We start from the raw sequence: 22,326 nt of genomic DNA, 5'->3' as shown, positions 1-22,326 counted from the left end.
TGATTAAAAAAAATGGATGAACTCATTATCTCCTTTTACCCTAACATTTCCAGTTCCAATCTTCAACCGTCCCAAAGTCATAGGACCTCAGGACAGGGATTACGGTATAACTAGGAATTCTTCAACAGAATCTGGATCGCCGGCTCTATCTCCAATGGAGCTACTGTCGTTTCATAACGGCCCTGGACATTCCCACTGCGGTCAATCAGGAATTTAGTAAAATTCCATTTAACTCCATCTCCTTGGTACAATTGTGGATGCTTTTCCTTCACAAAGTTGTCCATCCACTGCCCTTGCTCCGTGTCCAGATCATATCCTTGAAATGGCGCTTCTTCAATCAGGTAATGGAACAAAGGATGAATCGATTGCCCAACGACCTCAACCTTCTCCAAGATCGGAAAGGATATCTGAAATTCACGCCTGCAATACTGGGCTACCTCAGCGCTACTGCCAGGTTCTTTCTCGTTAAACTGATTACATGGGAACGCCAGAATCTCTAGCCCCTGTTCACGATATTTCTCATACATCTGCTGGAGTTCACTGAATTGCCGGGAGTAGCTACAGCGACTTGCTGTATTTACAATAAGCAGTACTTTCCCTTTTAAAGCAGACAAATCTCTCGCGTGGCCATCCATAAACGGAACCTGGTAAGAAAATATACTCATCTGTATTCATCCTCCTCTTTCTCTTTTGTATCTCATATGAATTCTCTCTTGAGATGGATTATACACCCCGAATATTAATAGGTGAAATATATAATAAGTATATATTCAATAGCTTTTAGCTATAAATATACAACAAAAAAACTGTCCTCAGCAGCCACGTGCTACATCTTGGACAGTCTTCAAAATCATGTTGTGCCATCACGCTCAACACACCGTTAACCCATAATCAAACCATATACAATACCTGGTCCGTGTACTCCAATGGTTAGATCATTTTCGATATCAGAAGATCGGCTTGGACCTGAAATAAAGTGGATACCTGCGGGAAGATTCTCTCTTCCCACTTCGTCAAATCGATCCAGCGTCTCACCCAGTCTGGTGTACAGCCGATCTACTGGAATAATGATGATGAGTACCGTAGGCAGCAGACTGACTGAACGACCTTTTTCCGGTGAAGAAAGTACAGTAACCGAGCCTGTGTATGCAGTTGCATAATCCGCCATGACCACACCGATATCAGCCTCAGCTGCCCGAGCCCTCCAGTTCTCATCCGCTTGACTATTCCAGACTGAGATCTGTACATCCGGTAACTGCTCTTCCAATCCGAGATCTTTTAGCGCCTGTTCATTCTGACGAATGATATATCTGGCACTCAGTTCATGAGATTTGTTAGCAATAAATTGAGATACTTCTTCCATGTTCTGAACCCGGGCAATGTGTGCGCCTACACTTACAAAGTTATCAGTAAACGCTTGAATACGCTTCTCTTCATCCCATTCCAATTCAGTCCAAAAGTCGGGTGCGCCCCGAAAGGGTTGGGTCGGCGCATGGCGTTGCCTTGGTCTCCTCAATTTCGAAGCAATGTCATTCATGAACTGCTCCTGTTTCTCAATGGACTTCTTCTCCAATTGTGCAAGCCATTGCTGATGTTCAGTGACCATGCTTCTTCCCCTCCCCTTCTTCTCGTTCACGAATAATCTGTTCCATACGGCTGCGAACGGAAGAACTCATGGCCCGTTGCTCCTGGTTCAGTTCCTGATCCAGCTTGTTCCATTGTTGCCGAAAAGATTTCTTGGCGAGACTTGGCGCAACCCGATAATTGTTCCAGCCTTTAAGTGGACCCAGCTTGAGAGAAATGCCGTTGTTGCGTACAACTGCCTTCTGACCAATCTGTCCCAAACGTATGGCCGCACTGAAGCGTTTGGAATTGGAAACCACGGCGGCAAAGCCCTTCATGCCCATGCTCTCCATTTTGTTTCCATGGCCGTCTTCCACTTTACGCCTGCGTAAATAAACGAGCATATCATGCAGCGGAATTTTGACCGGACATGCTTCATAACAGGCTCCGCAAAGACTCGAAGCACCCGCAATATCGTTCCATTCATCAATGTTGCCATTGAGTGCAGGTGTCAGTACCGCACCAATCGGACCACTATAGGTTCCACCATAAGCATGACCTCCAATATGGCGATATACCGGGCAAGCATTCAGACAGGCACCACAGCGAATACAATTCAGCAACTCTTGGAATTCAGGATCACCCAGCTGAAGGGATCGACCATTATCCACGATAATAATGTGCATTTCATCTGGTCCATCGGCATCCGCTGTGCGGCGAGGACCTGTGATGCCTGACATGTACATCGTTAGTTTCTGACCTGTTGCAGAGCGTGGCAACAAGGTTGCCATGACCTCCAGATCCGTCCACGACGGGATGATCCGCTCCATGCCCATCAGTGTAATCTGCGTTTTTGGAACAGTGGATACCATACGGGCATTGCCTTCATTTTCAAACAAAACCATGGAACCCGTCTCTGCAATCGCAAAATTGCAGCCGGTCATGCCGATATCTGCTTCGAGGAATTTCTCGCGCAGCTTTTTGCGAACAAATCCGGCAAGTACCGTTGTGTCCGGCTCCAGAATTTTACCCGCTTCCTTTGATAACAACTCTGCTATCTGATAGCGGTTCTTATGGATAGCTGGAATGACAATATGAGATGGGGCTTCGCCTGCCAGCTGAATGATATATTCACCAAGGTCGGTCTCGATAGCTTCAATGCCCGCCGATTCCAGCACATGATTCAGATGTACTTCCTCCGACACCATCGATTTGGACTTTACCACCGTAGACGCCTGCTTGTGAGCCGCAATATCCAGCGCAATGGCCGCTGCTTCCACCGATGTATCTGCAAAATGAATATGAACCCCGTTCGCACGGGCGTTATTCACGAATTCATTCAGATAATAATCCAGATGCGCAATCGTATGCAGACGAATCTGACGGCCCCGTTCACGCCATTCATCCCAGTTTCCATGTTCTTCTGAGGCAGATTTCTTCCCGTTACGCAATCGTTCTGTCGTGAATTTGACCGCCTTACGCAGAAAATCATCATTCAAGGCCAGTCCGGCACGTTCTTTGACCGTAGTATCCATGACTCCCGGTTGGCTCATCCTGTTCGCACCCCCTCATACAGTAGTTCCGCCAGATGCATCACACGCACCGGTTCATTCCGATAACGAAGATTACCTGCGATATTCATCAGACAGGCCATGTCCAGCCCAACCAGCACTTCAGCTTGTGTCTCTTTGACATGATCGACCTTCTCCGTCACCATTGCTCCTGAAATATCGGACATTTTGATGGCAAAAGTACCTCCAAACCCACAGCAATCCTCAGCAAACGGCAGGGGAACCAATTCCAGTCCCTTTACTTGGGATAGCAATGCCATCGGCTCATCCTTTACACCCAGCAGACGACTGCCGTGGCAGGATGGATGATACGTTACTTTGTGCGGAAAATGTGCGCCCAGATCGGTTATCCCGAGTACTTGAACGAGGAATTGAGTGAATTCATAGGCTTTGGCTTCCAATCGTTTTGCCTTCTCCAACCACACCGGTTCGTCCGCGAACAGTTCGGGATAATGATGAATCATATACGTACACGATCCCGAAGGACAGACTACAAAATCACTGTCGTCAAACGCTTCAAGAATCGTTTTGGCCGCTACCCGAGTCTCATCCCAGTACCCGCTATTGTAGGATGGCTGACCACAGCAGGTCTGAATCGGCGGAAAATCCAACCGAACGCCATGAGCGGCGAGCAATCTGACCATGGCCTCCCCCACTCGGGGATAGATGGCATCGCTGAGACAGGTAATGAATAAGGAGACCTTCATAATTACACGCTCCTATTAACTGATTAGTAGATGGATAACTAAAGAATATTTACACTGGACACTCCGATGACAGAATAACCTTCCGATCGCTGTTTAAACTGTGATGATTCCTATGTCGTATCCGCTCAAACGCTCTGTCTGTTCAGCCTCCAATGGCTGATCGGTAACGATCGTATGGACTGCATCTAAGCCGGATACCCGAGCAAAAGCACGGACACCAAATTTACTGGCATCGGCAAGTAAGATGACCTGATCGGATATGCCAACCATCTTTTGCTTCAGCCTTGCCTGAAGTTCATTGGATTCACTGATTCCGCCGCCTTCAAGATGTACGCCTTTGCAGGACAAAAACAATTTGTCCACATGATACGTCTCCAGAGAACGCTCCGCGAGTGGCCCTACAAAAGACAACGAGCGAGATGCCAACTGGCCTCCCGTTGAGATGACCTCAACCTTGTCACGACTGCTAAGTTCAGTCGCTACCTGAATGGAATTAGTCAAGACTGTTAGCGGAAAATCAGGCATGTTTGCTGCCATATAACCTGCCGTTGTGCTGGCATCCAACAGAATGCGATCACCCGGATTAATCATCGCCAGAGCCGCATGTGCAATCCGCTTTTTCTCTTCCGCATGGGTTGTCTCCCTGATCCGGTAAGGGATCTCCGGCTGATCTTCCTTCACACTCACGGCACCACCGTGAGAGCGACGCAGTCGTCCTGCCTGTTCCAGACGATCCAGATCTCGCCGGATGGTTTCCTCCGTCACCCGGCAGCGCTCACTAAGCTCGGATACACGCATACTGCCCTTAACATTCACCATCTCCACAATCCGGTCATATCGCTCGGCTGCCAACATGTTACACCTCACTCCCCGCTTGTGAAGTAGCTGAAGCCGTCACACGCAGAAATCTGCCGTAAGCCTCTTCCCAGATTGACCCGTCCTGCGGCTCATACGCAGTTACCGGAAATGAATCACGAATAGCCTTGCGAGCTTCCCAGATATCCTTAAAAGCTCCGCTCGCCATCCATTGCACAGCCATATTCCCGATAGCACTTCCCTCTGCTGGACCCGCCCATACCGGCTTGCCAATGGAATTCGCAGTCCACTGACATAACAGGCGGTTCTGGATACCTCCACCGACCATATGCAATCCGTTGAACGACTGTCCCGATAATTGTTCCGTCCATCCCAGAACTCTTCTATACTTCAATGCCAGACTCTCCAGAATTGCCCGGGCAATAGCCCCCTGATCCGTGGGTACCACTTGCCCTGTATCACGGCAATACTGGCGTATACGGATCGTCATATCTCCTGCTGGCATGAACAGTTCATCATCCGGATCAAACAAACTGGCAAATGGAGGTGCCTGTTCCGCCTTTGCCAATAACGCATCGTAGCTAATTCCCTGCCCCTGACGCTCCCACTCCCGCATGCTTTCCTGCAAAATCCACAGACCCATAATGTTCTTAAGCAGACGGAATGTTTCGCCCGCCCCGCCTTCATTCGTGAAGTTCAATGCCAAGCTCTCGGTACTAATAGCAGGATGATCTATCTCGGTACCCATCAGGGACCAGGTTCCACAGCTCAAGTAAGCAAATGAACGTTCCGTTGCAGGAACAGCCACAACGGCTGAACCCGTATCATGTTCCGCAACGGCGATCACAGGTATAGGAGAAAGACCAAGGTCGTTACAGATGCTACTGCGCAATTGTCCAACACGGGTGCCTGGCATCACCGCTTCGCCAAAGAGTTTCTCCGAAATGCGAATATGCGCAAGCAACTCACCGTCCCACTGACCCTCCGATGGATTGTATAATTGTGTTGTCGTGGCATTGGTGAACTCATTCACCGCTTCTCCCGTCAGGAAATATCGAAGCAAATCCGGAATCATGAGAAACCGTTCTGCTTCATGAAGAAGCGGAGAACCGCTACGTTGAAGGGTTGCCAACTGATACAGGGTATTAAAGCTAAGAAACTGAATCCCTGTACGTTCAAAGATTCGCTGAGAGCTCAACTCTTGGCGTACCTGATCCATCATTCCGTTAAACTGTGTATCACGGTAATGATACGGGTTACCCAGCAGTTCACCATTACTGCCAAGCAAACCAAAATCAACGCCCCAGGAATCAATCCCCAGGCTCTCCGGCTTTTCTCCCTGCTGTTTCACAAGAGTAAGCCCTTGCAACAATTCATGATGCAAACGCAGAATATCCCAGTGCATCCGCTCGCCAACCTTCACTGGTTCATTCTTGAACCGATGAATTTCGCTTGTTTCGATCCCACGATCATTCAGATGTCCCAGTAGCGCTCTCCCGCTCCCAGCGCCCAAATCATAAGCCAGCACACTCACCGCGCTTCACCAACCTTTCGAGCCAATTCTATTTTCCAAACGGTATCTCTTGATTCAGTCCGCAGCCCTGTACTTTAATCTGTATTTGTTGTTTGTTTGTTTTTGTTTAATACTGTTTTACTTTATTTTACGAGTATATCACCATTGTAAGCGTTTGAATACCCTTCGATTCTTCTTTCTTTTGGGTATACCAAAAACGACTCTCTCCCAATTGGGAGGAGCCGCATTTCTTGTTTTACGTATAAAACTGGCCTTTGTTTACGCCCGACTGGGGCTGCACGTCTCTCTCAAAATGCTTGAACCGTGTCCCCTGATACGTCAGCATCCCTCGATCATGTTCAGCCAGCATGCCATAATGGTTTCCACCAACGATCAGTTCAATGCGCTCCCCATTGTCGAATTCAAATGTAACATAATACCGGGTCGTCGCACTGCTATCCCCGCTACCACCTGAGACTTCCGTTCGTTTGGCCACCACCGCTGAATGCAGGGTTAACAAGGCCGCAGCGTTATTCGAGGACCACGTGCGTACCCCTGAGATGATGGCATATACAATCACACCCGCAACAATAAGAAATACGGCACCAATAAAAATAGAAACAAACGCACCCATGGCACCAAACTCATTCAATCCCGAAAAGAAACCACCCTGATTGCCTTCAAAACCCGGTACTCCATTCATGTCGTCAAACACACCAAAGCCGTCCACGCTTAATCGGCCCATCGATGAGGACACGCTCGTTAACGTCATTCATCATCGTTCCTTTCCCCTTGCAAAATAAGATGCACCGCCCCCACGCAAGGAAGGCGGTGCATGCAGACAACCCGTTCTGCCTTGTCCGTATACTATATGAACCAGATCAGGAATACAGACGTTCAAGTTCGTCGACCAGGCTGCCGACATAAGCAACTGCAGAACGAATCGGCTCAGGTCCGGACATATCCACACCGGCGAGCTTCATTAACTCCTGCGGTGTGAGACTTCCACCGGCTTTGAGTGCTTCGAGCCAGCGATCTACCGCAGGCTGCCCTTCTTCCCGAATCTGCTGTGCAGCCGCTGTGGAAGCGGTCAAACCTGCCGCATAGGTATATGGATATAGACCCATATAATAATGTGGTTGTCTCATCCACGTGAGCTTGGCCCCTTCATCAATTACCAGATCAGGTCCCCAGAATTCGGAAAGAATGTCTCCTTTGAGCTGACTTAACGTCTTCGCCGTAATGGGCTCATCATTGGTTGCGCGTGCATACACCCTGCGCTGTAATTCCCCTTCCAGCAGATGCGTAACGAAGTTATGGTAATACGTATTCAACAGTTGCAAAATGACCCAACGACGCATTCTCGGATTATCGGAACGTTTCAATAGATGATCTGCCAGCAGCATTTCATTCATGGTCGACGGTGCCTCTATAAAATAAAGAGATGGTCTTGTATTTGTGAGCCGTTGGTAACGTCCCGCAAGCATAAAGTGGCCTGCATGTCCCACTTCATGGGCAAGCGTAAATGCTCCGCGCATATTATTTGCCCATGAGATTAAGATATAGGAGTGTGAACCATATATAGAGGAGCAAAATGCCCCTGTGGATTTGCCTGCATTGTCTGCGTAATCCACCCAGCGCTCACTGAATGCGCGCTCTACAATCTCGCCATACTCTGGCCCAAGCACATCAAGTGCTTCTCGAATGAGTGTGCACGCCTCATCATATGTAATGGCAGGGCTAAATTCAGGATCAAGCGGAGCCTTCAGATCACAAAACATCAGTTTGTCCAAACCAAGCTCTCGTTTCTTTAGAGCCGTCAGTCTGCGCATATGAGGTGCGAGTTCCTGCTGGATAATATCCAGAATATTATTGTACATCTCTTTGCTCACTTGCTGTGGGCTAAGAAGCATATCTGTAACATCGTCGTAACCACGCAGCCTGGATAACACAACTTGCTTCTTCACTTCGGTTGCATAACCTTCTGCAAACGTATTTTTGTAATCATTTAAAGTCGAGCTGAATGCAGCATAAGCAGAACGACGCAGCTTGGTATCGGACGACATCTCATAATTATTCTCATAGAATGACCAGGACAGTGGCCGATTATTGTCTTCTCCATCAAGAGCATCGTCAAACGTCATGTCTGCCAGTTTACCGCGCAGATAGATACGGTATGGCGAATCCAGTACCTCTCCTAGTGAAGCCAGTACCTTCTCGGTCTCTGGCGTAAGCCGATGTGCTTTTTCTCGAATTAAACGCTCCAAGCTCCGCGCATACGGCTGCAATCCCGGAAGTTCTTCAAGGTAACGTTCAACGGTTCCCTCCGGCAGATCAACGATCTCCGAATTAACAAAAGACAAGGACGACGACAGATTCGATAGGATATCTCCTGCTTTAGCTGAATTCTCAATATTGACCGGATTGGTGCTGTCCTCTGACTGCTTCAAGCGGGCATAAGAAGCCGTCTTGCCGATACGCTCCTGCAAAGCTTCACGAGCATCCAGACAAGCCAGCAATTGTTCAGCGCCTTCGCCCAGACGTCCTTTGAACGTTTCAATCTGGGCAGCAGCCTCAGGAAGTGATCGAAGCTCCTGCTCCCACTCTACATCGGTTACAAACAAGTCTCTCAGATCCCAAGTGGTTTCTGGGTTTACCTCAGCACGTGTACGTATTTTTTCCATCTTTAGTTGTCATCCTCCTTGCATTTTCCAATATATCTCATCGTATCATAATCGGTTTATGTATACATGACATCTGCAAATAATGAGACTTTTGGTATAGATTTATGGTCGAGCAGACAAACGGATTACTCCATATTACTCCGCTGGCAGAATAGCCTTTCGATCGCTGTTATTCCCGGATTTTTTGATTCACTTTTTAAAAGGTGAAAATCCGGTGATAAAGGCGAACGCTTCGCTTCTTAAGTCTATTTCTGCCCACTGCGTTTGGAGTAAACTATTGATCATGTGACCAAATTTGAAAGTAACTAAAAAACCGCTGGTTATGGAAGTATCCATTTTCCGGCGGTTCATTGTAAATCTTACTATTTAGCTTTCTTTCCAGATTACATTTTCACCATAGTTTTTACCCCAGTTATACATCGCGTGCAGCACAGGCATCAGGCTCTGACCGTGGTCTGTCAACGTATATTCTACCCGAGGAGGTACCTCTGCATAGACCTTACGCTCAATCAACTTGTCTTCCTCCAGCTCACGAAGCTGGTTGGTCAGCATCTTCTGGGTAATATGAGGGATTAGGCGTTTCAGCTCACTAAAACGTTTGGTGCCTTCCAGACCCAAATGCCACAAAATGATCAGTTTCCATTTGCCACCGATCACCGCAAGGGTCAATTCCTTCTCACAGTTGATTTCTTTCAGATTAATCCGTTCTTTGACTTCGGCTGCCATGGCTCCGAGCCCCCTCATCTTCAATCTTATATCGCGTATATTACGCATATCACGGGGACACTTCACATAAGGTAAGCTTTCCGCTCCATGCATGATGTAATAAGTACATTCATTCGATACAGCTATCTATTAATTCTACTACAGCATGGACGGGATGCAAAGTTTAACTGTAAACCACGTATAAAAACTATAAACATGAATGCCTATGCATCGCAGAAAAGACCAGAACCCTTCATAATCAAAGGATTCCGGTCTTTCATCTATTCACTATTCCAGGTTTGCGTGGCGGCCAAACATATCCGCTCCGGTCATGCCCTTCATTTCCATCATCGTAAGGATGAGAGCATCCATGCCAATTAACAGTCCCTGTTCAAACAGCGAGCCCATTGGCTGGATGGTTACTTCCGCTCCGGAAGTCGCTGTGTCCTCTTTGGCTGAAGCCGGAAGGCGCACTACCGTAGTTGCCAATTGACCAATCGCGGACTCTGGCTTGATCGTAATCAGGCCTACAGGTGCTCCTGCTTGACTAGCCTTCTTAGCCATAGCTACGAGACTGCCTGTCTCTCCTGAGCCAGAGCATAACAAGAGGAAGTCTCTCGAGCTGATTCCGGGTGTAACGGTCTCGCCCACCACATATACACGAAGCCCCATCTGCATCAATCTCATGGCAAAAGCCTTTCCCATCAGACCTGACCGACCTGCCCCAGCCACAAAAATCTGTTCTGCAGCCAGAATGTGTTTAGCCATTGCTTGCATCTCTGCATCATCGATCTGACTCAGGGTACGTTCCAGCTCCTTCAAGATGTCAGCTGCGTACTGTGTTTTGCTCATCTGCTTACCCTTGTTTAACAAGACGTTGCATTTCAGCTGCAACTGCGGCTTTGTCAGCTTGTCCTGTGATACCGCCACCTACAATAACCAGATCCGGTTGTGCTTTGATTACTTCTGGCAATGTTTCCAGCTTGATTCCACCAGCGACAGCCGTTTTAGCGTTTTTCACAGCAGCTTTGATCGTTTGCAGATCTTCGAACGGGCTTTGTCCTTCCGCTTGCAGGTCATAACCTGTGTGTACACAGATGTAATCTACGCCAAGCGCATCAATTTCACGAGCACGTTGTTCAAGGTTAGGCACGTTGATCATGTCTACAAGAACTTGTTTGTTTTGTTTCTTCGCTTCTGCTACTGCACCTTTAATCGTACTGTCATTGGTTGCCCCAAGCACAGTGATTAGATCCGCACCAGCCTCAGCAGCTTTCATGATTTCATAACCGCCTGCGTCCATGATTTTAAGGTCTGCAAGAACTTGCAGATTAGGGAATGCTTCTTTCATCGCTTTTACCGCGTGCAAACCTTCATTAATAACGATTGGTGTACCAATCTCAACGATATCAATATATTGTTCAACCTCTTTAACCAGTGCGATACCTTCAGGGATGTTTACCAAGTCGAGTGCCAATTGCAATTTCATCATTTATTTCTCCTTTGTTGTTCAAATATGGGCCGTTCCTGTAAAAATAATAATTAGATATTTAGCCTGCACCAATTGGTCTGTAGAGATGCATGCAGTGTTTGTTTTGGCTACTCACTCATTGTAGACCCTGACTATCCATTCAGGAAGTACGCACTTTGAAGTGGGGTAGTTACTTGGGCGATACTATTGATAAATATTCGTTGTTAAATGAATTATAAAACATAATTAATCCTCTATTCAGATTTGTTTACAGCAGAACAGCAACCTAATTATCACGTTGGATGTTCAATACAAAAGACCCCGCCAATGGCAGGGTCCTTATCATTTCAATCCGGCCAAGGCCGGTATTAGAAATTTATCATTTTACAGATATACAGGTTTCACGCATACCGGCTTGGATACACCTGTGCTGTGACCTGTGTATTTCAGACGTCCGCTCTCCTGATCCACTGTGAATGTCACAAGGTTGTTGGTGTCGCGGTTAGCAGCGATTAGCAATTTGCCGTTAGGTGTCAGAGCAAAATGACGCGGGTGCTCACCTTCAGCAGAGACATGCTCAACCAGTGTGAGGTGACCTTTGTCTGCATCTACTGCAAATACAACGATGCTGTCATGTCCACGGTTAGAACCATATACATAACGTCCATCATTGGAAACGGTGATTTCTGCTGTTGTATTCTCTTTGCCATCATATCCATCAGGCAATGTGGATACGGTAGACAATTCAGTCAACGTACCTGCTGCTGCATCATATTGGAACGAAGTAATCGAAGAATCCACTTCGTTGATCACATAAGCGAATTGACCATTCGGGTGGAACGCCAAGTGACGTGGGCCTGCTCCCGGATGTGTTTTGGTTTCACTGTGCAGCACAAGTTCATTTTTGTCTGCATCAATGGAATAGATCGCGATGTTATCTGCGCCCAGATCCTGTACCATCATGTATTTACCATCCGGGCTGAAGAATGCGGAGTGCACATGTGGCTTGTCCTGACGTTCAGGATGCGCACCTTGTCCTTCATGTTTCTTCTCGTCCAGAAGCGCTCCAACTTCACCGTTATCCGTCAAGGCTTGCAGACCTACCAGGCCACCGTGGTAGCTGGACAGGATCAAGTATTTGCCGGAAGGATCACGCTGGATATGACATGGTGGAGCTGAAATGGAGTCATTCCGGTTCAGCAACGTTAATTTCCCTGTAGAAGGATCAATGCTCAGAGCTACAGCTTCAGACATTTTGTTGCCTTCAGCTGACGCTGTTTCACCAATCGCATACAGTTTGTTTCCTTCAGCATCCACGTTGACAAACGTTGGGTTTTTCACACCCGCGATGCCGTCAAGCTTGGACAAGCTGCCTGTATCCTCATTCAATTCATATGCATAAATGCCCTCATTTTCCGCTTCGGCGTAAGAGCCAGCAAGTACGAGCAAGCGTTTTGATTCACTCATTAAAGTTTCCTCCTCTATGTGTATGTAATCTTGTTGCACCTCTTCTATAATAAATCTGCCATATCAAAATAGCAATCCGCTGTCGCTGCCCATCAGGGAAATCCTTAGTTAAGCAAGGCGATTACTACACATCATCATACTGAAATCCATTCATATGAGATGCATCTTCTGCTATGATAAGATAGGTTTTTCATCCAGAAAGGACTGAACTGTATTGCTTCACTCATTTTTACTCACGTTATACCATGTATTTTTGCCGATATCACTTCCCGTGATCGGTGGTATTCTGTTAAAACGCTTCAAGAATTGGGATACCCGGTCGCTCTCGACCTTATCCCTTTATATTTTGAGCCCTGCGCTCATCTTCAATACATTGCTGCATGCAGAGATTACCTGGACGGACGTAACCAGCACGTTCTGGTTCTCCATCATCAATCTGATTGCCCTGTGGGCACTCGCCGAGCTGTTAAGCCGGATTTTCCGTCTGGGTGCAAGCGAAAAAGCAGGTCTCACCCTTGTCTCCACGTTTACGAACTGCGTGAATTACGGGCTCCCGCTTGTACTGCTTGCCTTTGGTCAGCTTGGACTGGACAAGGCTTCCGTCTACGTTATTGGACAGATGATCATTGTTAACACGGTAGGTATCTTTTTTGCCGCGAGATCCGAATTCACCGTGAAAGATGCGATCCTGTCCGTTTTCCGCATGCCATCCATCTATGCTGCTGGCATCGCCATTGCGCTGCGTGCGTCCAATCTGAGCCTGCCTGACGCACTCGATGGAGGCATCTCCATGCTGGCCGCGGGCTACTCGCCTGTCGTTCTCGCCATTCTGGGAGCACAGATGCTCAGACCAAAAGGGGCAACGGTTCCTTGGTTGCCCAATGTACGCCGAGCCTTCTGGACCGGACTTGTGGTGCGTCTCGCAGCTGCGCCAATCCTCTCCTGGCTGATTCTGACCGCTCTTCAGGTCGAAGGTACGTTGTTCAGTGTGCTGCTGATCCTCGCATCCATGCCCACCGCAGTGAACGCCGTTATTTTGGCTGAACAGTTCAATGCTTCCCCGCAGTTTGTATCTCGCTGTATTCTGTGGACAACTGCTGCATCCATGTTCATGCTGCCCATTATGATTGTGATGGCTTCCTGATTAATACCGGAGGTGGTACCGAAGCGATATCCGCTTGTCGGCGTTTCTCCAGCCGGCGTTCATAACGCCGGTTGAGCGCTCTGACGTAGAAGAATTTCACAACAAAGTACGAAATCACACCCAGAATGACACCGAACACAGACATACCTGCCAGAATATCCAATCCGCCAAGCAACAGTTCACTCACGGCCGACCAGTTTCCACGAAACAGCTCCATGAATGCACTCTCATGTACCAGTCCCTGTCCCATGCTGTGAGCCGGCAAAATCCATGAACCAATTTGTTTGGCGAGCGGCATCAGAATAATAGGTAAGAACGTAAGTTTACCAATCACATTACCAACAATCGCTGCGGGCATCGAACCGCCAGACAGTCGCACAATGGGATAGAATACAAGATAGATCAGGGAAGCAGTTGAGATGACGATCAACTCGAGCCCGAACCCTATGGCAAATCCGGTAGATACTTTATGGGCACCTCCGGGAGCACGTAACAATTTGAGAAAATTCAGCTTCATAGCACGTGTTAAACGTACCCAGCGGTTAGTTTTGCGCTTCTGTGTGTTCATACCGAATTACTCCTTATTTTACACAAATGACAACTAGAATTGTCTATTCTTCAGTATATCACACCGCGTTAGCTCCTGTAGTAACAATGACCGGTTGTGTCTCCATCTGGACATTACCTGCCACCGCTCGGGAGATCATACAGGATGATTCAGCCTTATGAGCCAAGCGCTCAGCCTTGGTCAGATCCGCCTCTGAAGCATCCTGGCTGAGTACAATCCGGGGTCTATGAACGATCCGTTCGTACGTAAATACGTTATTCGTAACATCTACCGTTGCTTCCGATTCAAGCGTCAATTCATCCGGCGTAATATCCGAACGCTCCAGCATTGCTGCCAGTGTGATCAGGTAACAGGTGGAGGCAGCACCCAGCAGCATTTCGTCCGGATTGGTCCCCGTACCGGGTCCGCCCATCTCCTGAGGAATCGAAATGACTGTTTTTAATCCACCGGCATCGATTGTTCCCTCACTGTTACGTCCGCCATTCCAGACCGCTTTCAGATGAAAAGGATGTTTCATTACACTTCATTCCTTTCTAATTTACACACGTATACACGTAATATTCTGCTCGATCAATGCGCTAACTTGCTCTTCATCTACACCCTGATCAGTAATTACTTTCGCCACACTGCTCATCTCAGCGACTCTGGTAAATGCCTGTATATTAAATTTGCTGGAATCGGCAAGTAATATGACTTCATCCGCAATCTGGATCATTTTCTGCTTCACCAAGGCCTGTAATTCATTGGATTCACTGATGCCTTTAGTCAGATGCACCCCTTTGCAAGACAGAAACACTTTATCGACATGATACGCATCCAGCGAACGTTCCGCCAGCGGTCCTACAAAAGACAGTGACTTCGAAGCCAACTGCCCACCTGTGGCAATCACACGAATCTGCTCCTTGTTACTCAGCTCTGCGGCCACTTTAATCGAATTAGTTAATACCGTCAGTGGAATATTCGGCAATCCTGCCGCCATATACCAAGCCGTTGTACTTGCATCCAGGGCGATCCGGTCGCCGGATTCCACCATTTTCACCGCTTCGCTTGCAATTCTGCGCTTCTCTTCTGCATGGGCTACAGCCCGTTCCGGGTACGGAATCTCCGACTGTAACTCTTCCTTGTATTTTACGCTGACCGCCCCGCCATGGGACCTTCTGAGCCTGCCCGCCTGTTCGAGCTTGTCCAGATCACGACGAATCGTCTCTTCCGTCACTCCGCAGCGCTCACTAAGTTCGGTCACACGCATACTGCCTTGCGTATCCACCCATTCCACTATTTTCTCATACCGTTCAGCTACGAGCATATTCCTTCACTCCAAACCGTTGATTATCCAGTTGATCCTGTTCATCCATCATACCACAGAGCGATGACAAGGAGAATTTGGACCATGTGCAAAAAGAGGGAGCTTTCGCCCCCTCCATTCCAGTTCTGAAGTGTATATTATTTATCTTCTGCCATAGGGAACCAACCCGGTGTGTGGATGATTGCATTCCACAACCCGTCAGGGATAACCAAACGTTCCTGATCGGATTTGGTCAGAATCGTTTCAATGTCTTCTTCACGTCCGCTCTCGATCTTCTCGACCCAATCCGGCTCGATAATCAATTCACGTCCAATGGCTAGCAGAGGTACTCCCGTTTGGAGCGCCTCAGCGGCCTGATCAGCGGTATGAATCGAACCTACACCGATCACAGGCATTTTGCCGTTCACACGATCCAAGATGAACTCCATTCTTGAACGTGTGTCTGCTTCGCCACGTCTTGGCTTGGACCAGAATTCGTTCAGGGAAACGTGCAGGTAATCCAGGTTTTTATCTTTTAAGGCATCCACCAGTGCATACGTATCTTCCATTGTGAGTCCCGGTGTTTCCGGTTCTTCCGGAGAGAAACGGTAACCAATGATAAACGGCAGTTTGGTATGTTCAGCAACCACTTTCTGAATCTCATCCACGACAGCAAGCGGGAATGTCAGACGTTTCTGTGTACTTCCACCCCAACGGTCTTCACGTCGGTTGGAATGCGGGGAGAAGAATTGCTGGATCAGATAACCATTAGCACCGTGAATCTCAACACCATCAAATCCGGCTTCGATTGCACGACGTGTCGCTTCACCAAAGTCTTTGATAATGGAAGTAATCTCGGCATCCGTCAATTCTCTTGGTTCAGGCGATCCTGGACGCTCACTCGCAACCGCACTAGGAGCAACCACTTGACCCGCAGGTACAGCTTGTTCAGGCGTCAGACGGCCCGCATGGAAAATTTGCAATATGGCAACGGAGCCCTGTTGTTTCATGGTCTCAGCCAATTTTTTCAGACCAGGAATGAAGCGATCATCATAGACACCAAATTGAGCGGGGAAACCAATGCCATACTCGGTTACATGCCCTACAGCCGTAATCGACATGCCAGCCCCACCGGTGCGTCGTGCATAATAAGCGAGTTCAGCGTCGGATATGGTACCATCCGCATTCGAGGACATATGAGTCATGGGAGCGAGCACGATACGGTTTTTGAGTGTAATACCAGTCGGCAGTGAAACTTGTTCAAACATCTGGTTAAACTTTGGATTCATTCGTGGTTCCCTCCTGATTATAAATATCTCTTTTAATAGATATATGAATATATGCGTTCACTTACTGTAATGATTATAGTTACGTTTCTTTGCAATTGCAACTCTTCATTTTCAGAAAGGAAAAAAAGAGCAGAGTGTCTCCAGACTCTCAGCCCCTTCATCTTCTTCATTCTATCCCAAGTCCTTCATTCTATCCAATGGATGTTCAGAAACTCCGAACGTAGGCCAGCTTCTGATCCATCTCTTCTACGCACTCGTAACAGTCGTGTTCATCGTTGGCGACCATTGGGGTGACTGGATACAGATTCATCTCTGTACTATTATACGATTTCAATAGCGGTAACAATTGAGTCACCCGTGTATTGGCCGGGTCAAGCCAAGTGTTGATCTCTTCTTCGGAGAGAATGGCTGGCATTTTGCTGCCAAATTCGCGTGTAACCATGTTCGCGCCTGTCATAAGCATCGTGCAGGTCCGAAGCGGCTCTTTCCGTGTGTCTTTCCATACTTCATATAAACCAGCAATGCCAAACAAGCCACGATCTGGCATAACAACACGAACCGCATAACTTTTTTTGCCCTCTTGCCGCCAGTAATACAATCCGTTGCACGGAATAACGCAGCGCTTGGTCTCTACCAGTTTGTAATAGGAAGGATTCTCATGCACCGTCATGAGATTTGCGTTAACGGCATCACGACCCCAGAATGGAATGAACCCCCACCGGAACTCATCTAATACACGCTCACCATCCTGATGCAAAATAATCGGCGTATGCTGGGTTGGGCTGATATTGTATCGGTTTTTGTAATAATACATCACTCGCTGAATCTTGAAATGATCTCTGACTTCGTCCAAATCGGCTGCCAATGAAAAACGGTTGCACATATTCAAGCACTACCTTTCCCTGTGAGAAGTTGAACGTATTGTTTGTTATTTCAGGGAAATTATGCATGCTTATCGAACAGAAAATGACTTATTTTGACACCATTAGGGTCTGATCTAGATATATTTCATGTTTTTCACGACAAAAACAATGACCTCGGACTCATTTCAACTCAACTATTCCTTGTTACTATAATAGAGATTAAAATACATTTATTGGAGGTTTTAAGTATGAAAAGGAAGTTTTTGATGAGCATCATGTTGTTCTCGGCAATTGCGATGTTCGGCAGTACCATCTATGCAGCGACCTTTCTGACCTACGGTTATCCCAGCACGACCATCCCCATTCGCACGTATAATTACACCTCTGCATGGCAGACCCCTATGGATGCTTCCCTCGCTAACTGGAACAATGCCGGTGCCAAAGTTCAATTCACCAAAACAAGCAATTCACCTAACACCATCACCGTAGGAAACTTCAATAATACAGCATATGGTGTCAACTACGCCTCCGTATCCGGCAGTCAAGTCGTAAGCTTCCGCATCGAACTCAATGCATCCACAATCACCCCTGACGCAACCAACTTATCCAACTTCATTCAAAGCGTATTTGTCCACGAACTCGGTCACTCCATCTGGCTCGGTGACAACCCGACTACAAGCAGTCCTTCCATTATGTCTTACTCCCGCAACCGCAATTCCATGACCCAACCCCAAACTTTTGATATCAATAACGTAAGATCCAAGTACTAATCCGCTACGAACTTATCCCAAAAATCCAAGGAGGATTCCTATCCATGAACAAAAATCGAGTATTAACGCTGCTTCTCTCTTCCATTTTCATTTTATCTGCTGTTGGATGTTCTTCTGTCACACCTACCGCGTCCCCATCCGATGCACCCATGACCATTATTGCTTCTGAAGATTACCCGAGTTATGCAAGCATTGGCGACCTGTCCGAGAGAGCAAATACAATTGTGAAAGGTAGTGTTGTTGAGACTCGTGTGGAAGCTTTAAACGATATTGTACAAGTTACTGATGCTGCAAATGAAAACGAGTTAAACCCCGCGTCCGATCCGGGCGGAGAGCCGTCTTCTTTTGAGAAAATCTATACGATCCACACGATTCAGGTCGCTGAATCCTATAAAGGCGGTTACACTGCCGGGGAAAAAATTGAAGTGAAGCAACTTGGCGGACAATTGGGCAACACCGAGATTATTAATGATGACAACCTCAAGCTGATCCCTGCCAAAGACTATGTACTCTTCCTGGAAACGTATGAAGACACTCCTGCCAGCCTGCTTAACTCCGTTCAGAGTCTCTACGTGATCAAACCTGCCGGCAAGTCGAATCAACCCGGCCAGCAACAATCTCAGTCAGAAGTCATTGTGAGTGCCAACCCCGAGAATGACCTTTCACTACAACTTACGGATCTGCAAGAAATTCAGAATGAACAAAAGAACCAATAACTCCCTTATACGGCAAACACACCGCTATTTCATCTGCGTATAGGCAGCTAATCCCCTCTACTGTTCAGTCATACATAAGCATATGAGAACCGTGCTGCTCAGCATACTGGGCAGCACGGTTTTTGAGTTTAATGTGGATTCAATCCTCTGTTGATATGGAGTCTGCCTCTCCACTACTTGAGCTATAGAGCAGCCTGAATTGCTGCGGCGTCATTCCGATGTAAGTCCGAAACATGCGAATAAAATAACTGCTGTGCGTAAAACCGCATTGGGAAGCAATCTGCTTCACAGTCAGATCTGAATCTGCCAGACTTTTCTTCGCCGCCAGCACACGGCAATCCAGCAGATAACGGCCTGGGGGAACCCCCATGATGCTTTTGAACATGCGATTAAAATAATACATGCTGTATCCCGCTGTATTTGCCATGTCGGCAAGACTCAGCGGTTGCGTACAATGACGACGGATGTAATCGGCGGTTGAACGAATCGTATCCTGATGACTAAGTAAAGACGTGCCCGCCAGCGACTCGGAGTTCCTCGTAAGTTCCGCCAGTAACTCATATAGCACGGCAGACAATCTGGGTTCATGTACACTCTCATAATGTCTACCAAGCTGGCATAATTGTTCATGCAGCGCCTCGAAGCGTTCGAATCCCGAATATGTAAACAGCCAAACCTTATCGGGACTGCGGAGGTCCAGCAACCGCTCCAGGTCATAGGCTTGTAAATGAATCCATCTGACATCCCAAGGGTTGGAGGGATCAGCATAGTAATGTTGAGCCTGTCCTGGTGCATATAGAAAACCTTGCCCAGCCACCAACCGCACGTTTCCTTGTTCTGTTCTGACATATCCCTGTCCACTGAAAATCAGATGTAAATTGTATTCCCGTATCCCGTCTGGACGATGCTCCCCATGCTCTGGATCAATATATCTTCCATAGGCCAGCGGATAACAGGTGTACCCGGCGAATCCCGGCTCAGGCATAAACCAATGTGTTCGCATATGTCCAACCTCCTGTTTACGTATAGGATATGGAGATGCTGAATAGCAAGATCATGATATCCTGTCGCAACATGTTGTTATATTCCCTTGTTATTATCCAGTATACAATGAAATAGATTCGTGCAAAATTCACAAGATCATGATGCCTATACTAAAGGAGAACAACCGACATGAATACATACCGTCCCGTGCAAATGGGCGTCGATTATTATCCAGAACATTGGGACCCTTCCCTGTGGGAACAGGATGCCCGTTTAATGGCTGACAGCGGAGTGCGCATTGTGCGTGTAGGTGAGTTCGCCTGGAGCCGAATGGAGCCCACAGATGGACAATTTGAATGGGCATGGCTTGATCAAGCGATCGATACCTTACATCGTCATGGACTGCAAATTGTAATCGGTACACCCACCATGACACCGCCACGCTGGCTTACGGAAAAATGTCCTGATGTCCTGCCTGTGCTTCCAAATGGTCAACCGTATCACGAAGGCATTCGGGGTCATCGCTGTTATAACAGTCCCAGTATGCGAACGTACAGTGCAAGAATTGTGCATAAACTGACTGAGCGCTATGCCGAACATGCGGCAATCATCGGCTGGCAGACCGACAACGAATTCAGCTTCACGGATTGTCAGTGCGCCGCTTGTGCGGATGCTTTTCTCGACTGGGTTCGTGCTCGTTACCACACCCTGGATCAGATCAACAAAGCCTGGGGGACTGTGGTCTGGAGTGGTGAATATAGCGATTGGGAACAGGTTACGCCGCCGTATGGAGGCTCCTCGTTCCAGAACCCTTCATTCCTGCTGGACTACTCCCGTTTTCAATCGGATTCCATTGTAGATTTTCAACATATTCAGGTTGAGATTATTCGCCGCAATTGTCCTACGCATTTTGTCACCCATAATTTTCACAGTTATCCGCAAAAAGCGGATCAGTATAAAATCGGTCAGGAGCTGGACTTCGCTTCTTTTGATTATTATCCGAACCCTTCACCGAACAAAACAGATACCGCGCCTTACAGCGGCGCACTCTCTTTGGATCTGACACGCGGCATTAAACGCCGCAACTTCTGGATCATGGAGCAGCTGAGCGGCCCTCCGGGATGCTGGTTCCCGATGTGGCGTACACCGCAGCCCGGCTTCCTGCGTGCTTACGCTTGGCAGACGATTGCTCGTGGAGCAGATGCGGTTGTGCATTTCCGCTGGCGGAGTGCAACTGTGGGAGCAGAACAGTTCTGGCATGGGCTGATTGATCACAGCAACGTTCCAGGGAGACGTTTCAAGGAGTTTCAACAGCTATGTAACGAAGTGAACAGACTCAGTGAGCGACTGCACGGTTCAACATTGCATAATGAAGTCGCCATTCTGCATTCGCATGATCAATTGAACGCCCTTCGGATTCAGCCGCAAGCCGAAGGACTGGAATATTACGAAAATATAAAGGTCTGGCATCGCGCGTTGACCAAATTGGGCATCAGTACGGATGTTATACACACTTTGGAGCCACTGGATGGCTATAAAATCATCATTGCTCCGCACCTGTACCTGCTGGATGAGACCACAGCAGAACGTTTGCAAGCTTTTGCAGCAGCTGGGGGCATCTTGGTCTTAACCCATCGCACGGGTGTCAAGAATGACAATAATGTCTGTGTCATGGCACCGCTCCCAGGTCTGTTATCTGCCTGTAGTGGTGTGCGGGTTACCGAGTATGATCCCGTCGGCGGGGATACCGTTCAGATTCGTGACGAACAAGGCCGTCTATATAACGCTTCCCAATGGGTGGATGTACTGGAACTGGACACGGCACAGCCGGTCGCTGTGTATGCCGATCAATTTTATGCCGAAAGTGTCGCTGTCACCCGGAATCACTGGGGTAAAGGTGAGGTCTATTATGTGGCAACCCAGCCGGAAGAAGCGTACTTGAGCCAGTTATTGCGAAGCATCGCAAAACGCTGTAACCTTTCCGGAATTCAGACTTTGCCACATGGTGTACAGGTGACCACCCGCTCTGGTCCGAATGGAACGTTCCGTTTTATTCTCAATCTGAGCCCGGAACCTGCCCCCATTGAACTCCATGCTTCATATACCAGTGCATTGGACGGGAAACCGAAAGGTCCTCATCTGGAACTGGATGGTTATGCACTCGAGATCTTGGAAATTCAATAACGATAACGATAAGCTAAGGATAAGCA

At 47.8% G+C, this 22,326-nt stretch carries 22 protein-coding genes; 4 read left to right on the top strand and 18 right to left on the bottom strand.

Annotated features, from left to right (window positions below; genetic code table 11):
- Positions 1-110: 110 nt before the first annotated feature.
- The 12 genes from NKT06_RS12385 to NKT06_RS12330 form a co-directional block, all read right to left on the bottom strand.
- Positions 111-665 carry a glutathione peroxidase gene (locus NKT06_RS12385; RefSeq protein WP_253434353.1) on the bottom strand — a complete coding sequence of 185 codons (555 nt, stop codon included), beginning with the start codon at positions 663-665 and terminating at the stop codon, positions 111-113.
- 215 nt (positions 666-880) lie between these two features.
- A complete protein-coding gene (locus NKT06_RS12380) occupies positions 881-1,606 on the bottom strand; it encodes a LutC/YkgG family protein (RefSeq protein ID WP_253434349.1) in 726 nt (241 codons plus the stop codon).
- Entirely contained in the window at positions 1,596-3,116 is a 1,521-nt protein-coding gene (locus tag NKT06_RS12375) for a LutB/LldF family L-lactate oxidation iron-sulfur protein (RefSeq protein WP_253434345.1), read from the bottom strand. Before NKT06_RS12375 ends, NKT06_RS12380 begins: the two co-directional genes overlap by 11 nt.
- A complete protein-coding gene (locus NKT06_RS12370; RefSeq protein ID WP_091031478.1) occupies positions 3,113-3,841 on the bottom strand; it encodes a (Fe-S)-binding protein in 729 nt (242 codons plus the stop codon). Before NKT06_RS12370 ends, NKT06_RS12375 begins: the two co-directional genes overlap by 4 nt.
- 93 nt (positions 3,842-3,934) lie before the next feature.
- A complete protein-coding gene (locus NKT06_RS12365) occupies positions 3,935-4,696 on the bottom strand; it encodes a DeoR/GlpR family DNA-binding transcription regulator (protein WP_253434342.1) in 762 nt (253 codons plus the stop codon).
- Between the two features lies 1 nt (position 4,697).
- A complete protein-coding gene (locus NKT06_RS12360) occupies positions 4,698-6,191 on the bottom strand; it encodes a rhamnulokinase (RefSeq protein WP_253434339.1) in 1,494 nt (497 codons plus the stop codon).
- A 235-nt stretch (positions 6,192-6,426) separates the two neighbouring features.
- Positions 6,427-6,942 (bottom strand): DUF2500 domain-containing protein, encoded by a 516-nt coding sequence (locus NKT06_RS12355; protein ID WP_253434336.1) that lies wholly within the window; start codon positions 6,940-6,942, stop codon positions 6,427-6,429.
- A 109-nt stretch (positions 6,943-7,051) separates the two neighbouring features.
- Positions 7,052-8,854, bottom strand: a complete 1,803-nt coding sequence (gene pepF, locus NKT06_RS12350) for an oligoendopeptidase F (protein ID WP_253434334.1) — start codon at positions 8,852-8,854, stop codon at positions 7,052-7,054.
- Positions 8,855-9,220: 366 nt separating this feature from the next.
- Entirely contained in the window at positions 9,221-9,580 is a 360-nt protein-coding gene (locus NKT06_RS12345; RefSeq protein ID WP_062833989.1) for a winged helix-turn-helix transcriptional regulator, read from the bottom strand.
- Positions 9,581-9,847: 267 nt separating this feature from the next.
- Positions 9,848-10,411 carry a 6-phospho-3-hexuloisomerase gene (gene hxlB, locus NKT06_RS12340; protein ID WP_253434331.1) on the bottom strand — a complete coding sequence of 188 codons (564 nt, stop codon included), beginning with the start codon at positions 10,409-10,411 and terminating at the stop codon, positions 9,848-9,850.
- Positions 10,412-10,415: 4 nt separating this feature from the next.
- A complete protein-coding gene (gene hxlA, locus NKT06_RS12335; protein WP_036670570.1) occupies positions 10,416-11,048 on the bottom strand; it encodes a 3-hexulose-6-phosphate synthase in 633 nt (210 codons plus the stop codon).
- Between the two features lie 366 nt (positions 11,049-11,414).
- On the bottom strand, positions 11,415-12,497 hold the full coding sequence (locus NKT06_RS12330) for a lactonase family protein (protein ID WP_253434327.1): 1,083 nt from the start codon (positions 12,495-12,497) through the stop codon (positions 11,415-11,417).
- 214 nt (positions 12,498-12,711) lie between these two features.
- Between NKT06_RS12330 and NKT06_RS12325 the strand changes: the two genes are divergently transcribed.
- A complete protein-coding gene (locus tag NKT06_RS12325) occupies positions 12,712-13,641 on the top strand; it encodes an AEC family transporter (RefSeq protein WP_253434323.1) in 930 nt (309 codons plus the stop codon).
- Here the strand turns inward: NKT06_RS12325 and NKT06_RS12320 are convergent.
- The 5 genes from NKT06_RS12320 to NKT06_RS12300 form a co-directional block, all read right to left on the bottom strand.
- Entirely contained in the window at positions 13,619-14,209 is a 591-nt protein-coding gene (locus NKT06_RS12320; protein ID WP_253434321.1) for a DUF2062 domain-containing protein, read from the bottom strand. The genes NKT06_RS12325 and NKT06_RS12320 overlap by 23 nt on opposite strands.
- Before the next feature lie 58 nt (positions 14,210-14,267).
- Complete coding sequence (locus NKT06_RS12315) at positions 14,268-14,726, bottom strand: OsmC family protein (protein ID WP_076216163.1); 459 nt, start codon at positions 14,724-14,726, stop codon at positions 14,268-14,270.
- A gap of 21 nt (positions 14,727-14,747) precedes the next feature.
- A complete protein-coding gene (locus NKT06_RS12310) occupies positions 14,748-15,515 on the bottom strand; it encodes a DeoR/GlpR family DNA-binding transcription regulator (RefSeq protein WP_253434318.1) in 768 nt (255 codons plus the stop codon).
- A 137-nt stretch (positions 15,516-15,652) separates the two neighbouring features.
- The gene (locus NKT06_RS12305; RefSeq protein ID WP_253434314.1) at positions 15,653-16,783 is read right to left on the bottom strand and encodes an NADH-dependent flavin oxidoreductase; all 1,131 of its coding nucleotides are present in this window, start codon (positions 16,781-16,783) and stop codon (positions 15,653-15,655) included.
- Positions 16,784-16,988: 205 nt separating this feature from the next.
- Positions 16,989-17,666: an SOS response-associated peptidase gene (locus NKT06_RS12300; RefSeq protein WP_253434311.1), complete on the bottom strand. Its 678-nt coding sequence runs from the start codon at positions 17,664-17,666 to the stop codon at positions 16,989-16,991.
- Between the two features lie 228 nt (positions 17,667-17,894).
- Between NKT06_RS12300 and NKT06_RS12295 the strand changes: the two genes are divergently transcribed.
- Positions 17,895-18,416 (top strand): zinc metalloprotease, encoded by a 522-nt coding sequence (locus tag NKT06_RS12295; protein ID WP_253434308.1) that lies wholly within the window; start codon positions 17,895-17,897, stop codon positions 18,414-18,416.
- 44 nt (positions 18,417-18,460) lie between these two features.
- Positions 18,461-19,132, top strand: a complete 672-nt coding sequence (locus NKT06_RS12290; protein ID WP_253434305.1) for a hypothetical protein — start codon at positions 18,461-18,463, stop codon at positions 19,130-19,132.
- A gap of 139 nt (positions 19,133-19,271) precedes the next feature.
- Here NKT06_RS12290 and NKT06_RS12285 read toward each other — a convergent pair whose 3' ends face one another.
- Positions 19,272-20,135, bottom strand: coding sequence for a helix-turn-helix transcriptional regulator (locus NKT06_RS12285; RefSeq protein ID WP_253434302.1), 864 nt, complete (start codon positions 20,133-20,135; stop codon positions 19,272-19,274).
- A 170-nt stretch (positions 20,136-20,305) separates the two neighbouring features.
- On the opposite strand from NKT06_RS12285, the gene NKT06_RS12280 reads away from it, so the two are divergent.
- Positions 20,306-22,300 carry a beta-galactosidase gene (locus NKT06_RS12280; RefSeq protein ID WP_253434299.1) on the top strand — a complete coding sequence of 665 codons (1,995 nt, stop codon included), beginning with the start codon at positions 20,306-20,308 and terminating at the stop codon, positions 22,298-22,300.
- The last annotated feature ends 26 nt before the right edge of the window (positions 22,301-22,326 follow it).

It is taken from the genome of Paenibacillus sp. 1781tsa1 (genome assembly GCF_024159265.1).
Classification (GTDB): domain Bacteria; phylum Bacillota; class Bacilli; order Paenibacillales; family Paenibacillaceae; genus Paenibacillus.
Note: the sequence above shows the minus strand (reverse complement) of the source record. Positions and strands in the feature narration are given on the sequence as shown.

Bases quoted from the DNA above. Each gene is read 5' to 3' on its own strand.
- NKT06_RS12355 (WP_253434336.1), bottom strand. From the start codon at position 6,942: ATGACGTTAACGAGCGTGTCCTCATCGATGGGCCGATTAAGCGTGGAC.
- NKT06_RS12385 (WP_253434353.1), bottom strand. From the start codon at position 665: ATGAGTATATTTTCTTACCAGGTTCCGTTTATGGATGGCCACGCGAGA.
- NKT06_RS12290 (WP_253434305.1), top strand. From the start codon at position 18,461: ATGAACAAAAATCGAGTATTAACGCTGCTTCTCTCTTCCATTTTCATT.
- NKT06_RS12330 (WP_253434327.1), bottom strand. From the start codon at position 12,497: ATGAGTGAATCAAAACGCTTGCTCGTACTTGCTGGCTCTTACGCCGAA.
- NKT06_RS12320 (WP_253434321.1), bottom strand. From the start codon at position 14,209: ATGAACACACAGAAGCGCAAAACTAACCGCTGGGTACGTTTAACACGT.
- NKT06_RS12345 (WP_062833989.1), bottom strand. From the start codon at position 9,580: ATGGCAGCCGAAGTCAAAGAACGGATTAATCTGAAAGAAATCAACTGT.
- NKT06_RS12380 (WP_253434349.1), bottom strand. From the start codon at position 1,606: ATGGTCACTGAACATCAGCAATGGCTTGCACAATTGGAGAAGAAGTCC.
- hxlA (WP_036670570.1), bottom strand. From the start codon at position 11,048: ATGAAATTGCAATTGGCACTCGACTTGGTAAACATCCCTGAAGGTATC.
- NKT06_RS12285 (WP_253434302.1), bottom strand. From the start codon at position 20,135: ATGCGAACACATTGGTTTATGCCTGAGCCGGGATTCGCCGGGTACACC.
- NKT06_RS12280 (WP_253434299.1), top strand. From the start codon at position 20,306: ATGAATACATACCGTCCCGTGCAAATGGGCGTCGATTATTATCCAGAA.
- NKT06_RS12315 (WP_076216163.1), bottom strand. From the start codon at position 14,726: ATGAAACATCCTTTTCATCTGAAAGCGGTCTGGAATGGCGGACGTAAC.
- NKT06_RS12305 (WP_253434314.1), bottom strand. From the start codon at position 16,783: ATGAATCCAAAGTTTAACCAGATGTTTGAACAAGTTTCACTGCCGACT.
- hxlB (WP_253434331.1), bottom strand. From the start codon at position 10,411: ATGAGCAAAACACAGTACGCAGCTGACATCTTGAAGGAGCTGGAACGT.
- NKT06_RS12310 (WP_253434318.1), bottom strand. From the start codon at position 15,515: ATGCTCGTAGCTGAACGGTATGAGAAAATAGTGGAATGGGTGGATACG.
- NKT06_RS12365 (WP_253434342.1), bottom strand. From the start codon at position 4,696: ATGTTGGCAGCCGAGCGATATGACCGGATTGTGGAGATGGTGAATGTT.
- NKT06_RS12295 (WP_253434308.1), top strand. From the start codon at position 17,895: ATGAAAAGGAAGTTTTTGATGAGCATCATGTTGTTCTCGGCAATTGCG.
- NKT06_RS12300 (WP_253434311.1), bottom strand. From the start codon at position 17,666: ATGTGCAACCGTTTTTCATTGGCAGCCGATTTGGACGAAGTCAGAGAT.
- NKT06_RS12375 (WP_253434345.1), bottom strand. From the start codon at position 3,116: ATGAGCCAACCGGGAGTCATGGATACTACGGTCAAAGAACGTGCCGGA.
- NKT06_RS12370 (WP_091031478.1), bottom strand. From the start codon at position 3,841: ATGAAGGTCTCCTTATTCATTACCTGTCTCAGCGATGCCATCTATCCC.
- pepF (WP_253434334.1), bottom strand. From the start codon at position 8,854: ATGGAAAAAATACGTACACGTGCTGAGGTAAACCCAGAAACCACTTGG.